Origin of the sequence: Mucilaginibacter sp. 14171R-50 (assembly GCF_010093045.1) — a bacterium.
Classification (GTDB): domain Bacteria; phylum Bacteroidota; class Bacteroidia; order Sphingobacteriales; family Sphingobacteriaceae; genus Mucilaginibacter.
Genome location: NZ_CP048115.1, coordinates 3,523,176 through 3,538,318, shown reverse-complemented (window position 1 = coordinate 3,538,318; position 15,143 = coordinate 3,523,176). Strand labels below are relative to the sequence as shown.

General features: G+C 44.8%; 8 protein-coding genes. All 8 read right to left on the bottom strand.

Annotated elements, in window-relative coordinates:
* Positions 1 to 20: 20 nt before the first annotated feature.
* Entirely contained in the window at positions 21 to 338 is a 318-nt protein-coding gene (locus GWR56_RS16035; RefSeq protein ID WP_162432227.1) for a hypothetical protein, read from the bottom strand.
* Between the two features lie 123 nt (positions 339 to 461).
* Positions 462 to 2,495, bottom strand: coding sequence for an alpha-galactosidase (locus tag GWR56_RS16030; protein WP_162432226.1), 2,034 nt, complete (start codon positions 2,493 to 2,495; stop codon positions 462 to 464).
* A 24-nt stretch (positions 2,496 to 2,519) separates the two neighbouring features.
* A complete protein-coding gene (locus GWR56_RS16025) occupies positions 2,520 to 4,844 on the bottom strand; it encodes a glycoside hydrolase N-terminal domain-containing protein (protein WP_162432225.1) in 2,325 nt (774 codons plus the stop codon).
* Positions 4,845 to 4,988: 144 nt separating this feature from the next.
* Complete coding sequence (locus GWR56_RS16020; RefSeq protein ID WP_162432224.1) at positions 4,989 to 6,917, bottom strand: SGNH/GDSL hydrolase family protein; 1,929 nt, start codon at positions 6,915 to 6,917, stop codon at positions 4,989 to 4,991.
* Between the two features lie 110 nt (positions 6,918 to 7,027).
* A complete protein-coding gene (locus GWR56_RS16015; RefSeq protein ID WP_162432223.1) occupies positions 7,028 to 8,257 on the bottom strand; it encodes a DUF4998 domain-containing protein in 1,230 nt (409 codons plus the stop codon).
* Between the two features lie 28 nt (positions 8,258 to 8,285).
* Positions 8,286 to 9,530, bottom strand: coding sequence for a DUF4959 domain-containing protein (locus GWR56_RS16010; protein WP_162432222.1), 1,245 nt, complete (start codon positions 9,528 to 9,530; stop codon positions 8,286 to 8,288).
* A gap of 23 nt (positions 9,531 to 9,553) precedes the next feature.
* Entirely contained in the window at positions 9,554 to 11,464 is a 1,911-nt protein-coding gene (locus GWR56_RS16005; protein WP_162432221.1) for a RagB/SusD family nutrient uptake outer membrane protein, read from the bottom strand.
* Between the two features lie 27 nt (positions 11,465 to 11,491).
* Positions 11,492 to 14,752 (bottom strand): TonB-dependent receptor, encoded by a 3,261-nt coding sequence (locus tag GWR56_RS16000; protein ID WP_202925336.1) that lies wholly within the window; start codon positions 14,750 to 14,752, stop codon positions 11,492 to 11,494.
* Between the last annotated feature and the right edge of the window lie 391 nt (positions 14,753 to 15,143).

The following is a 15,143-nucleotide window of genomic DNA, read 5'->3' as shown; positions in this document are numbered from 1 at the left end:
TGCCACTTCAAGCGCTCGTACTATAAAGTATTGGTTTTTGCGATTGTCTTTTTAACAGCCGGTACCGCTTTTATTTTAACAGATGGAACTTTAACCGTTTCCGCCTCTTTTTTCGACTGATCATCCCCCCCGATCAAAGCACCTTTGTTTACCTTAATATGTTTAGCAAATTTTTTTGAAAGTTTCTTCGCTTCTTTTTCTACCTGTTTATCCAATTTTTTGGAACCTTCGCCAAATCTTGCAGTAATTTCTTTTAAATGTGTAACCAGGCTTAATTGAATGGCTTTCTGAGCTGCCTTTTTTGCTTCTTTTACAAGGGGTTTAAGTTTATCTTTCATATATAACGGTGTGATAATATCTGCAAAAGTATACCACAGCAGGGTTACTTTAATATTATCATTATGTTAAGCACTTAGGGTTGCTTAACATTGACTTTTACATTTTCCGCGTTAAGTTATTGATTACCTTTTTAATACAAATTGATACAGTACTGCATCTGCGCCATTAACTTTAAACTGCAGCGCGTTTGCTACCCCTATTGCATTTTGTTGTAACAGCTCTTTTGTGCTTATGATCTTAGAAACATCTATACCCAGTCGCCGCGGCGATAGCGCGTATTCCCTGGCTTCTTTACCGTAATTTATAACCGCCAGATAAAACCTATCGCCTGCCTGTTTAATGAATACCTCTGATGTTGTAACATTACCTTCAAGCGGGCGAAATGCTTTGCCATTCTGTATTACGCTTAGCAATTCAGCGTCCTGATAGTATTTTTTCACACGCGCCGTCCACTGACCCGTCACCGAAAAATCATCTCCTGATATCCAGGTACCCGTGATAATGGCGGATAGCAACCGGGCGCGGTTGGCCCCTATTGTTTCGTCGGCAAATACTACATGATCTGCATCTATAAAGTTATAGAGATAGGTTTGCCACCAGCCATAACTTACGCTATTTAGCGTGTATTTTGTATGGTGGATGGTTTTAAACGCATCGCAGGCTATGCGCCTCATATGTACATAGCGCCCTGTTGCCATGCTGGGGGATATAGCTGCGTACACCAGCATTTGCCCGCCAAGCTGGTCAACTACATATTCCATCCCTTTGCGGTATGCCTGCATTCCTGTGGTTACTGTAGGGTCGTAAAACCGGTTAGCCTCGACAGATGCGTGGCCCAAAAAATCTATCTTGATCATTTTAAACCCACAGGCTTTTAGCTTGCCCAATACAAATGCTATGCGTTGTTTTGTGCCAGGGTGTGTGGGGTCTAATGCCCTTGCGCCATCAATATCGTTATAACCGTTACCTATCTTTGTCCATAATTCGCCATAGGTGTAGTCACTGCCATCTACCTTTCTGTTTGGGCCGCCGGCATGTCCCCAGTCGGTAAATGGCGCCCAGTAAATACCCGGCTGCAGCCCCTTTGATTTACAATAATCTGCAAAATGTTTCAATTGGCTGTAATCGCCGTTGTGCACCAGGTTGTCCCAAAACGAATCCAGATCGATAAAAGCAGTGTTGCCTGTACGGAATGCAGGAATGCTATCCGCGAAGAAGTTTGCTGTTTTGGTGATATTATCAAGCGTGATTTTTTCCTGTATAACGCCCCAGCTGTTCCAGCCTACAGGGGTTGGTTTATTCCAGTTAAAAATGTAAGGTGGTTCGGCAATACGGTTGGCCTTTCCATATTCTTCCATACCCGTGCGCCAGTCGTTAAAGAAACCAACAAATATTTTTGGCGATTTTACGATACTTCCGCTGATGCTGCCATGCTCAATTTTGTCACGGGTTACCGTTTCTGAAGTATAACCGCCCCAAACCTTAATTTGGTTTAAACGTGCAAGGGATTTCACTTCAACCCCTGTTTTCCAAACTTCATGTTCAACAGAACCGGCTATGATACCCGCCCTGTTTTGGTTTGAAAACACCGTACCTACTTCAGAACTTACGTCCATAGTACCGTTAAAGGGTTTTGAATTATAGCTAATGAAGGTATCGTTATCAAATGGGACGAAAACCGAACGCACATCGTCCCCGGGTAATTTCGTAAAGCCTCCGTTAAAAGGAGACATATAATTACTTTTTAGAGACACCCCGATAAATGATAGTTCCGTTAGGAAATAGTTGCGGCCGGAGTAAGTATAGAACACCTGCCGCATGGCAGGCAGGCCTTTACCTGTTAGCATTAAAGTATGCCTGAATCCTTTTCCAAAGCCATCATGTAGCGGCAGCCGCGTGTATTTTATTGCCCGGTAATCCTTAGAGCTGATAATATCAGTGTTTACTTTGGCATACGCATAAATATCTGCGAATATGAGCTTGCCACTTTGAAACACCCGGTAAGTACCTGTGGTTAAATTGTAGCTTATTTTACCGGTTTTACCAAAGGGAAAAGTAACCAGTTGCGCGTTTGGTTTGGAACCGCCCTTGGCCTGAAATGAAAACGCGACGAAAAACACGATACCGGCTAAGTACCGTTTAAAGGTTGTGAGCATCGTTAATAGACTTTAAATTTGATATCAGGCCTTTACGGCTGACCATGTTTTTATAACGCCGTTGATCTTGACCTTAACCTTACGGGGACGTGGAGAAGTTATACGGCAATTAACCACTTTGCCGTTTTTCCAGCTAAAATCCACGGTATAATTTCCGCGGGCTTTCAGGCCTATTACGCTGCCCGATGCTTTCCAGCTGTCGGGCACAGCAGGCAGTAACTCAATGAAGCCCGCATGGCTCTGTATAAGCATTTCGGCTATGCCTGCGGTTGTTCCAAAGTTGCCGTCTATCTGAAACGGCGGGCCAGCCGACAGCAGGTTTGGATAAATGCCGCCACCTGCACCGTAATTTATATCGGTTTTAAGGGTTGGTTTCATTATTTCGGTAAACAATTTGTACGCCCGGTTACCATCGTGCAGGCGAGCCCAAAACAACTGTTTATACGCGATCGACCAGCTTGGACCGTCGTCGCCCCTAACCTCTAATGTTTTTTTACAGGCTTCGGCAAGCGCGGGAGTTGCTTCGGGCGTGATCAATGCTGCAGGATACAAACCATATAAGTGCGAAATATGCCTGTGCTGCGGTTCTGTTTCTTTATAATCTTCCAGCCATTCCATCAAACGGCCATCCTTGTTGATCTGCCCCACCGGCGGCAACTGCTTTAACTTGGCCGCAAGGTCTTTTCTAAGCGCTTCATCTTTACCTAAAAGCCGGGCAGCGGTTATCACATTGTTAAATAACTCGCGTATGATCTGGTTATCAATGGTCGGCCCTACACATATGCTGGCCGTTTTGCCGTTTGGCAGGTAAAAACTATTCTCAGGCGACGAAGAAGGCGAGGTCACCAGCCAGCCGGTTTTTTCGTCTTTAATAAGCATGCTGCTGTAAAACTGCGCAGAGCCTTTTAATATGGGATATATATCACGCAGATAGTTCTTATCTTCCGAGTAGGCATAATGCTCCCACAGGTTATTACATAACCAGCCCGAACCGGATTTGGTTACCCCCCAGGACGCACTTTCACCCGGTTCCGTAAAACCCCACACATTGGTTATTACGTGGGCAACCCATCCATCGGCATTATAATAAGCTTTTGCAGTACGCTCGCCGGGTTTAACCATGCCTTTAACCAACTGGGCCAAAGGCAGGTTAAGTTCCGATAAGTTTGACACCTCTACCGGCCAGTGATTCATTTGCACGTTGACATCCAGGTGGTAATCGCTGTTCCAGGGGGTGTTTATCTGGTTGGCCCACAGGCCCTGCAAATTTGGCGGCAATAAACCTACACGCGTACTGCTGATGGTTAGATATCGCCCATACTGGTAAAACAATACCGGTAAATATTTATCGGCATTGGGGTTTTTGTGGAAGCTGATGAGCCGCTGATCGGTGGTTTCATCGCCGGCTGTGCCTGCGCCCAGGTCAATCTTAACCCTGTTGAACAGTTTTTGATACCTGGCAATATGCTGCGCACGCTCTTGCGTGTAAGTGGTTTTTAACGCGGCTGTAAGCTGCGCATCTACATTTTTTTTATAATCAGCCCCTCTGAAATCGGTGCCGGCTGTAATGTAAATAATAACTTCGGTGGCTTTTTTTATAACCAATTGATTATCAGTATGGCTTAACGTACCCCCTGTTAGCCGTGTTTTAACTTTGGTAAGATATTGCATGCCACCTTTATCTGTACCACTTTTTAGTTGCCCGTACATTTGCAGCCCGCCGTTTTTTTCAATGGTAGTGAACCTTTCGGGGCGGGATAAAGAGATGCTAAAACTTAGTTTCCCCGGCTTATCGGCGGATAGTTTGATGATACTTACATCATTGTTAAAACTGGTGAAGTATTCGCGCTTGTAGTTAACCCCATCCATATTATAAGTACAGGTTGCAACCGCTTTATCTAACGAAAGTTCGCGTTTGTAGTTGGTAAAAACATGCTCATTAGCGGCATAATCAAATTTAATTTTCAGATCGCCAAGTACCTGGTATTTACCAAATGGCTCGCTACCCGAACCTTTGCCGGTACAAATAAAGTTTTTGTCGACCAATGCCTGTGCTTCGTTATTCTTACCCTCGGCAAGCAACCTTCTTATTTCGGGCAGGCTTTTGTATGCTTCATAATTATTGGCATCCTGCGGCGCACCCGACCATAGGGTAATATCATTTAAAACTACATGCTCTTCCAGTTCACCCCCATCGGGTGTCATACCCAAATGGCCGTTACCTAAAGGCAGGGTCTCTTCCCACTGTGTAGCGGGTTTATCGTACCAAAGCTTTAGTGGTTTGGTTTGGCTGTATGCTGTAGCGGCAAATAAAAAAATGATGGTAATTAGGCAGAAGTATCTTTTCATTATCGGTTATGTTATTCAAAACAGCTTATTAAAACGGGCCGGATTGACGGGGTTGTTTTAACAATTGGTGAAATACTAATTGGTTGGCTAAAAATATATGGTTGTTTCCGGCTTTAAAATGGACAAACCCCGCAAACAAATGGATTATTCGTTCCTAAGGAAGTAAACTATACGGCAGGCATTACCCTTACTGGCCGGGTTATGCCGGTTGGCTATTTTTAGCTTAAGCACGTGCCTGCCTTTTGCCAGGTTACCATTAAATAATATGTACCATGGCAGGTGCAGCCAGCCGCTCCATTGTGTGTACAGGTCCACGGTTTTATATGCGCCATTGTCAATGGCATACATTACCATTCCGGCGTCACTACCCGATACAATACCTATACCGATAGCAGTTCCGGTAAAAGGCAATGTTAATGCTGCCCCGGGCTTATCAGCGGCTAATACCGGCACGTTTACAAAATTCGGGCGGGTATCCAGGCCATCCTTAGGAACCCAGTTTTTGTCAATAGCCCAGTTTTTATCGTGTTGCGCGTTGCTGATGTTATAATAGCTTCCGCGTTCAAAATTTGACGCGTTCAAAGGTTTCGGCAGCTTTTTTACCCCGGCCTGTTTAACACGTTTTTCGGCGCTGGTTTGCAGCAAGCTTTTTATAGTAGCAAAATATAGCTCCTGCCCAAATGCTGCCGGGTGGATGTCTTTAAAGTCGTTAAGCCAGCTAAATTCCTTATTTTGAATTTTATCATACACTTCTTTAGCCAGATTAATTGATGGCAGGTTGTAATGGCTTGCCACCAGTTCGTGGTTTACTACTTCAACCGGACTGCTTCCCCTGGCGTAATCGCTGTTCTTATCCGGGTCGGCAAAGGACATCATGATGATATCCATTAAAGGGTTGGCCCGCCTGGCGTGCCTGACAATGCCTTCCAGGTCGCGCACCTGGGTAAGGCTATCGGTTCCATTAACCCTGTCGTTTACTGCGGCCTCAACAAACATCAGGTCTACCCGGCCTGAATCCAGCACATCGCGCCTGAGGCGAAATGCGTGCGGTAAACTGCCCAGAGATGGTATGCCTGCCTGGATAAATCTAAACTTTGTTTTTGGATAGCGCTCTTTAAGATACTTGCACACTTTATCGCGCCAACCGGGGTTAAAAGTTATTGATCCCCCTAAAAAAGCTACTGTCGCGTCCTGGTTTTTGGCTACTGTCGAAAAAAAATGCTGAAGCCCTCCGCGAACCGAGTAATAGTTATGGTAAGGCAGTAAGGGCTTTAAAGGATATGTATTAGCGACTATGAAGTCTGCAATACTGTCGGGATGCTCAATGTTAAAATGATGCCCAAATAATTCCTGTGGTTGTTTATCAGCTGTCATTATATACGCTGGGCCACCAAGCGCTATATATTTCCTGATCAAAGGATAGGTATTCTCGTCCGGAGGTACCAACTTGTCTGTATTACTGATCATATGCAGCAGCGGAACTTTAAAAGAAGCAAGCCCTTCCAAATTATCTACGGGATTGTCAGTATAAGCCAGAGCTTGCGCCTCGGTAAACCTATAAATTTGTTTCAGTTGTTTCCACGCAGCGGTGTCGCCCATCCCCTGCCCCTTGCCACCTGGCCAGCTTTTAAAGTCGCAAACCGGTGTTTCCGCGTAAATGCAGCTCACTTTATCCGGGTTGCGCTTTGCCCATCCGTAGGCATACAATGCGCCCCTGCTTACGGCCTCTAAAGCTGGCTTAGGCGATAAAGAAACCGTCTTTACCAGGTAGCTGTAAAACTTATCCCAAACCTGCAGTGCCTGCGGGGCGCCGTACTGATCGTCGACATTGATATAGGCAACGTAAAATCCTTTTGTAAGCAGGATGCTGTCAATATCGGTATGCCAATCTGCGAACGACGAGCGCCAAACCCAGGGATTACCGGGGAGTGGCGTTGAGGGTTTAACATAGTAGGCCCGGTAGTTATCTATGCTAAAATTAACACGTTCAAAACCTTTCCATGTGTTATTTTGCGCCTGTAATGGCCCTGCGCTACAAAAACAAATAATAGCAACAAACAAATATTTAGTCATAAGCAACAATTTATGGCCGCCGGATAAGATCAACAGCTCATCTGCACAAAATCAGCAAGCCATCCGTTTGCGAAGATGGCTTACTGATTTAAATAAAATATTTTAACCGGTTATTTAAGTACGTCATTAAAAAAGGTCAATTCGCTTATGTTACTATAATAGCCATCGCCAGTAGTTACGTGCTTAACCCTTATGCGGATGTACCTTACCGGTGGTATACCTGCATCAAAGTTGACCTTGATCAACTGCTGGCCGTCGTCATTGCGGGTAACATCCTTTAAAAGCGTCCAGCCCTTTGCCTGCATTTCCGAAGTCCAGCCGTTATCATTAGGCGACAGGTTTGTAGCGGCATTGGTGATATCGGCGATGCCCCAAATTTCAAACTGGTCAGGGTTATTACAACAGTTACGGCCGGTTTCTTCCATGCTTGTAAGCACTTTGTAAACCTTGCCCATATCAAATGTAAATGTATGCGGCAAATGATGGTCGCCATCGCTATGAAAAATGTTTGGATAACCCTGCGGGCCAACCGAACCGTCCCACAGTTTGCTTACGCTGGTACCCGACTCGTAAGTGCCCACATCACCATTCATCTTATATTCCCTGAACAATGATTTAGCGCATTGGCTTATCCCGTTAATTTCCGGGAAAGTGCTGTAATTTGAAACATAAAATGTATCAATAGACCCTTTAACAGGAATATAGCCCGAACGGAAGCTTACAGGCTCGCCCGATTTATAATCTGTTATCATAAATGATGTACTATCGGGACTGAGGTCTTTTTCAACTATCTCCCCGTTACGGTTGGTATATTTTATAATTGTAGATACATTGAGCGATGTAGTATCAGCCTGCAAAAAGTTAAGCTTGACATTGCCATTTTCGGATATGGTAAAAGGATTGGCAGCATCGTAAACACGGTTTGTTAACCCGCTTTGATAAACCGGCCCGTAAACCTTAACGTTGTTGATCTCTAAAGGGATAGAGCGGTTCCCCTTGGCATCATACGAATAAATTGTAAACGAATAGATATACTCGCTAAGGCCTGGTATTATAGCTGTGATAGAGTCGGCGGTATTATGGTTGGTTGAATTCACCACAACCGAATCGGCTTTATTGTTCCAGTAAATAACATACCTGCTTATGCTGGGGTCCGAACTTGGGTTCCATACCAGCGCGGCCCTTAAGTTGCCCGGTTTTGAATGTGGTTTTACTACAACACCCGGGTAAACCATTTCTTTATCACCTAAAAACTTCTTAAAGTCTGTATCCTTTTTTTCGCAGCTTATAGCGCCAATTACGACAATAGCGAACAGACATATTCGAAAAATATTTTTCATAATTTCTTTTTTAATTATTCATTAAACGTTACTGCGGCTTACCAAAAACCGTAACCTCCATTAAATGTGCAGCATCGCCCTTTCCCCAGGTATCGTGTACCAGCAGCCTGAGGTATTTAACCGCCGGTGCTGATGCAGGCACCAGAAAATCCACGCCGGCCATTACAAACTTCTCATCGGCTGCGTTTGTGAAACCCGGCTGTAAGCCCGATGGCGGGTTTGGATAACGGTAATTGCCCAGGTTAACCCAATCGCCTACCACGGCACCAACCGGTGCAGATTGTGGCAATACAACGTCCTGTGGCGATTCGACAGTTGAGCCCCACCAGCTAAAGTTTTTTGGATTACCATGAAAGAAGGCGTATTCTAACGGTCGCTCGTATATTTTTATACGGCTTATTTGCGCGGTTACCCCTATGCCAAACGTACATTGCATGGGTTTGCCGGTACCCGGGTTGGTGTGCCATCCGTTTGAGTAGCCGTCAATTTTGCCATCCCACAGGTACGGAAGATCCCAACCGTAGCCTATTTCGCTATCGCTTGGTTTACGGTACACTGTAAATTTGGTCTTATCCAACTGAGTTTCAAAAAGCGGCGTAATATCCAGTAAAGTAGTATCTGATATGTTACCATATTTATCGGTTACGTAAACCCCAAATTTGCGCTGTACTGACGGAAAGCCGCGTACGGAATAGTTTATTGTATCCTGATTGGTGTAATGCTGATCGCTCACCTCAAGCGCCTGGGTAGAATTATCCATCGCGATCAGGATCACCCCAATTTCCTTTTTATAGGGATTTAACGCCTGGATATTAACCCCTCCAAAATCCGTAGTAAGCGATACCGTAGGCTTAATGAGCTTGTAATACGGCACATCCGGATTTACAGTTACGGTTAACGGGTCAGACTTTACATTTGCCCTGCTCACGGTGTATAGCGTTACATCGTAGGGCTTATTGGTAGCAAATCCCTCCACCTTCACCGTGTCGCTGTAATAACTCGACTTGGTTTCTCGTGATGTTTTATCATTGATGTTATATTGTGCCAGCACATACAAAATATTGTCAGAATTGGGCAGGTCGTAAGTAATATAAGCCCCCCCGTTATAGTTAGTAACCTTTACGTTGGTAACTACAGCCGGTTTTGTTTTATCGGTAGATACCGGTTCGGTATTGTAACCATCATTCTTTTTACAGGCCGAAAGCAAACAAACAAAAGCCAATATCTGCAGGCTAAACAAAGCCTTTGCGTAATATTTATTTATCTTTTTCATATCAAATTCTTTTATAGCTATTTCTACCAGTAAGGGTTTTGAACCAAATTGTCGTTAACTGTCAGGCTGATATCCTTTATAGGCCACAGGTAATTGCGTACACCGAATATGGCCGAGAACAGGGTGCGCGGCTGATAATAATTAGCCGGTTGTGTTTCGTAAAGGTTCCACCCCTGCATCGGTTGGCTTAATACGCTTTGCAACTCCTTCCAGCGGCGCAGGTCCCAGCCGGCCTGGCCTTCAAACATCAGTTCTAAACGGCGTTCCTGGTGAATGATCTGCCTTAGCCCGTCCTTAGTGTTAACCTTGCCCGGGTTTTTAGCGTAATTTGTCCATGCTTCAACAACTCCCAGTAACCCCGCCCTTGCGCGCACCTTATCTATGTAGGTGTAAGCTTCGGCGGTTGGGCCGTGCACTTCATTAAGGGCCTCGGCATATAACAGGTATAAACCGGCAAGTCTGATCAATGGCAGGCGATAGCTTATCTCCTGAAAACCATCGTCGTACACGGATTGATAATGCACCAGCTTTTTAGGCCATATACCCGTGATATTTAAGGTGTTAATATCCTTAGGGCCTGCATATGATTCGATACCGCGTGCTTCAACATGATAAAGATCATTTAAATTTATCTTGCCGTTACCAAACCATATCCCACCATCGAAACCAAGACTGGCGTAAAAACGGGGCTCGCGGTTAAAGTTCTCCTTGGCGGTTGAGTAATTTTGAGCAATATAAAAGCGGCTGGCCTGATCGCCGGTTTTGATATTATACCTGCCTGCATAATCAAAGGTCTTATCTTCGTTTATCGGCACACCTTTATCTGAGTAAAAGAGTTCTTGAACAGAAAGTGGTACCGCAAAGGTAGATGGGTTTGAAAATATGTTTACAACACCTTTCTGCGTTAAACGCGGTGTAGCATACCCCTGCCATTGAAAGGTTGGGTTCAGCGCCCATATCACTTCGGGGTTTAGTTCCCATTTTTCGGTAACGGCGTTTTGTATGGTTAAAACCTTTCTTAACGAATCGGGCAGAACCGTGATCGTAGACGGCGGGATAAAACTATACAGTTTTAAGCCGTTGGCTTCACAAGCGTCAATCGCGGCCTTGCATGCCAATGCCGCCCTGTCCCATTTTGTTGGGTCGTAAGTTGACGGAAAAAGCTTTTCGCCGTCTTTATTTTGTGTACTTGTATAATCCGGATTGCCATTAAACAGCGGGCTTGCCGCGGTAGCTAAAACCTCTGCCTTTACAGAAAGGGCAATTAACTGCGTAATACGGCCAAGTTCCTGCGCCTGGTTATTTATTACAGGCGGCAAATCGGGTGTCGCCTCATCTAACAACGATACGATATAATTGAAAGTTGAATCAACTGATGCGCGTTTTACCTTTATTTCATCGGTAGAGGCGGTTATGGCCAGGTTGTTTTTGATCAATGGTATCGGGCCATACATACGCGCCAGGTAAAAATGATAGTAAGCCTTTAAGAACTTAACCTCGGCTATCCATCTTTTCTTTTCTGCAAATGACAGGTCTACAGGCTTGTCAATATTTTCGAGCATGGTGTTGCACCTGCGTATCGACCTGAATATAGCTTTACCGCTTTTTTCACCATCCCAATAATTAAGGCCGGGCTCTGCGCTGTTTTGCGACCCCCTAAGCAAATTGAAGCCGGTTTCATCAATAGGATGCTTGGTTAAATTATTGGGGTAGATGATTTCGCCCGAAGTTGTAAAACCAGCATTGGTAGTAACATCTGCAAATTGCTGCAAGGTTGCATAGCAGGTAAATAAATAGTTTTCGGCTTCGTTACGGTTCCTGAAAGCATACTCGAGCGTGCCGGTGTTATTGGGCGCCAGATCGAGGTACTTCTTGCAGGATACGCCCGATAGCAGCAAAACTACCGCGCATAAGATCTGAGATATTTTTTTCATATAAATGATCTAAAATTGTCGTATGATTTATAGGTTAACGTTTAGCCCTACGTTGAATACTTTTTGTATTGGATACGCGAACCCGTTTCCGCCTATTTCCGGATCCCACAGTTTAAACGGACTCCAGGTGTATAAATTCAATCCGTTGAAATAAAGACGGACTTTATTCATTTTCCATTTCTGGGTTAAGCGGGTTGGCAGTGTGTAGCCAACCTCAACAGATTTAAGGCGCAGGAAACTGCCGTCGCGCAGCCACCAGGTGCTATTTTGCCTGTTGTTTTCAATCTGGTTGCCGTTTACACCCAGGCGCGGGTATTGGGCGTATAAGTTTTGATTGTCCTCAGACCAATGGTCGTCGGCAAACGCTTTAAGCAGTTGGGTATTGCCGCTTGCATACGCGCCGTCGGGGCTTTGTATAAAAGGGCTGGTTCGGCTCGGGTCGATAAAGAAGCTCACCTGCGCCTGCCCCTGCAAAAAGGCCGAAAGATCAAATCCTTTATAGCCACTTGATATACCGTAACCGTAAACAATTTGAGGGGTTGTGGGGTAGCCAATAAATGTTTGATCTTTACTATCAATTTTGCCATCGTTGTTCAGATCGCGATATTTTATATCACCGCCTTTTGGTGGTATACCGCCCGATGAAAATATCTGGCTCGGCGAATTTGCCGCTTCGTTATCATCAACAAACAGGCGTTCGGCAATATAACCCACCTGGCGTTCCAGGGTTTGTCCTACTCGGTACCGGTAGTCCTCAGCATATTGAGGCTCTTCGTATTTGGTGTATTTGCTTGATGAAACGGTTAAGTTGCCCCTGCCCTGTATAAAACCACTTTTACCAAATGTTCTTTTATAATCCATCTGCAAATCAAGGCCTTTGGTTTCGGCGGCGCCAAAGTTAGCGCTGATCTCGGCCTCTAAGCCCATTGTGCTGGGTATAGATGAGCGCGCTTGCAGTACATTGGTACGGTTAAATTTGTAAACCTCGGCAGTAACGTTGAGGTCTTTTAAAAGCGTAAACTCGAGCCCCAAATTAAGCTGCTTTGAAGTTTCCCAGGTGATATCGGCATTTGGATAACTATTAACTACAACACCGTTGCGGCCATACCCGTTATTGGTACCAAAATACGCCGGGTTGCCGCCATTAAGATCCACGCGGGAAAGATAGAAAAAGCGCTCTGAGCCGATCTGGTCGTTACCTACGGTGCCGTAGCTTCCGCGAAGTTTTAAGCGGTTGATAACCTGATAAAGGCCATCACCCCAGAACTTTTCATCAGAAATTATCCACGATGCGCCAATGGTTGGAAAAAATCCGAACCGGTTTTTAGCGGCAAAGCGTTCGGTGCCGTTATATCCAAAGTTAAATTCTAAAAAATAACGGCTTTTGTACGAGTAAGTGGCACGGCCCGCAAGGGTGAGGTTGCGATAAGGCAGCGAGTTGAACAGGTTATCGGCATTACCATAAAGCGTTTGCTGTTGTGTGCCTATTAACGAACTGCTGATATTGTGGTCGCCCATCCTTTTGGTATAATCTACCACACCCTGAAAGAACAGATAGGTATTTGCCTGGGTATTGTTAAAGTTACGGCTGTAATTCAGGTATTCTGTAGCAGCGCCGGGTTGCGGGTTTAACCATGATAAAGTATATGTATTACTTGGTTTATCGTACGAGCCGATGTTGTAATAAAACGGATTATAACCCATTGAAGACTCGAAATAAGAGAACCTGTTGGTATGAAACAACCCTCTGAAGCTTAAGCCATTTGTCACAAAATCAAGGTTCTGGTTCAACTCCATTTGTGCCGACATGCGCGACTGGGAGAAGTTTTTATGCCCGCGTAACAAGGCAGCATAAGGGTTAAGATAGGCTACCGCGTTTGATCCGGTACTACCTGCTGATGGAGCATTGCCAAATAGTATATGCTGTGTGTTCACATTAGCATCATCCGCCGGATACGAGGGCGCAAATAATACCGGGCTGGTATGCATGGCTATATTATACAAATCGGTTGAGAACGAGGCATCAGCAGTTAGCGGGCCGTTGTATTCGTTAAACGTTCCGGATAATCTTACGATCAGCTCTGTAGATTTGGTTAAATTGATATTGACGTTTGAACGCAATTGATAGTTACGGAAGTTAACGTTATTGTCGTTGTTGTTCATAACATCCTGGCGCAGTATGCCGTGGTCGATATTATAAGATCCCCCTACGTAATAGCGGGCTACGCCGCCGCCCCCGCTTACACTTAAGTTCGCCCTTTGCGTGTTGGCGCGGTCTTTAAAAAGCGTTTTCAACCAGTCTACAGCCGGGTATACATATTGGTTACTGCCCGGGGCGTTGGCCAAAGTTGCCTCGGTATTGATAATTTTATTTTGACTGAAAGGCAGCGGACTTAACGGGTCGCGGGTGATGGTCGCTTCGTTAAATAAGCGCATATAAGTGATGGGATCTGCCAGCTGCAGGTTTTTAACCGATTGTGAAACCGAGTTCTCTACCCGCACATTTATTTGCGGCTTGCCAACCTTACCCTCTTTGGTGGTCACCAAAATCACGCCGTTCGCCCCTCTTGCACCATACAACGCTGTAGCGCTCGCATCCTTAAGTATCGAGAAACTTGCTATATCATCAACCTGTAAGCGGGCAAGGTCTGATGTGGATAGTTCCACATTGTCGATTAAAATAAGCGGGTCTTTTTTATAGCCGAAAGTGGTTACCCCCCTGATAAAAAACGAAGAGTTGTCCAGGCCCGGCTGCCCGCTTGGCTGGTAGGCTATTACACCGGCTACCTGGCCCGCCAGGGCGTTTGTAAGGTTGCTTGCCGGTATCTTGAGGTCGGTAGGTGTAATGGTGGTTACCGAACCTACAACGGCTTCTTTGCGTTGCTTACGCCCGTAGGCGGTGATAACCACATCCGCAAACTCATTTTTTGTAACTTTCATTACAATGTTATACGTCTGTTTATCGGCCGAAACCGTAAAGGTTGTTTCCTTATAACCTACATAGGTAACCCTGAATATGGTACCCGGTTCGGCATCGATAACGAACTTACCATTAACATCAGTAGCAGTACTTACATTCTTTTTGTTTGTGGCTACAATGTTTGCACCAATTATACTGGTGCCCGTGGTATCGGTGATTACCCCTGTTATTGTTGCCCTTGTTTGCGCGTAGGTATTGGTGCTGAATGCCGAACACAATATCATCATAAGATATAACGTACCGGCAACCTTCCTGAGCGCGACTTTTGGCAGCCAAAAATCTGTTATGCGTTCGTAAAATAGTTTCATAAATGTTTCCTCATAATTCGGTTTTAAATTCTTTTATTCTAAAAATCAATTGGTCCATTACATCCTAAGATCTTTCAGCGGTTTAAAAAGGCACAAGTTTCCCCTTCTGCAACTTCATGGCAAAGCCATATAGCTACAAGTTTTAACTACACTTCTGTACAATTCAATGATTACGCGTTTGAAATTGCACCTTGAATTGAAGAGCAAAAAACGCGTCTTTCAAGGGTGCTTATAACCGGCGTGATAAATCTGAAAAAAACGGATGAGGCATATTTCTTGCCTGATATGTGTAAAAATATTTCATAATTATAAGAATGGGTTAATTGGTTGGCTAAATTTAGATGCTTAATTTTTCCTTTAAAATGGATAAAGCTTTAAAGGTGATGGACTA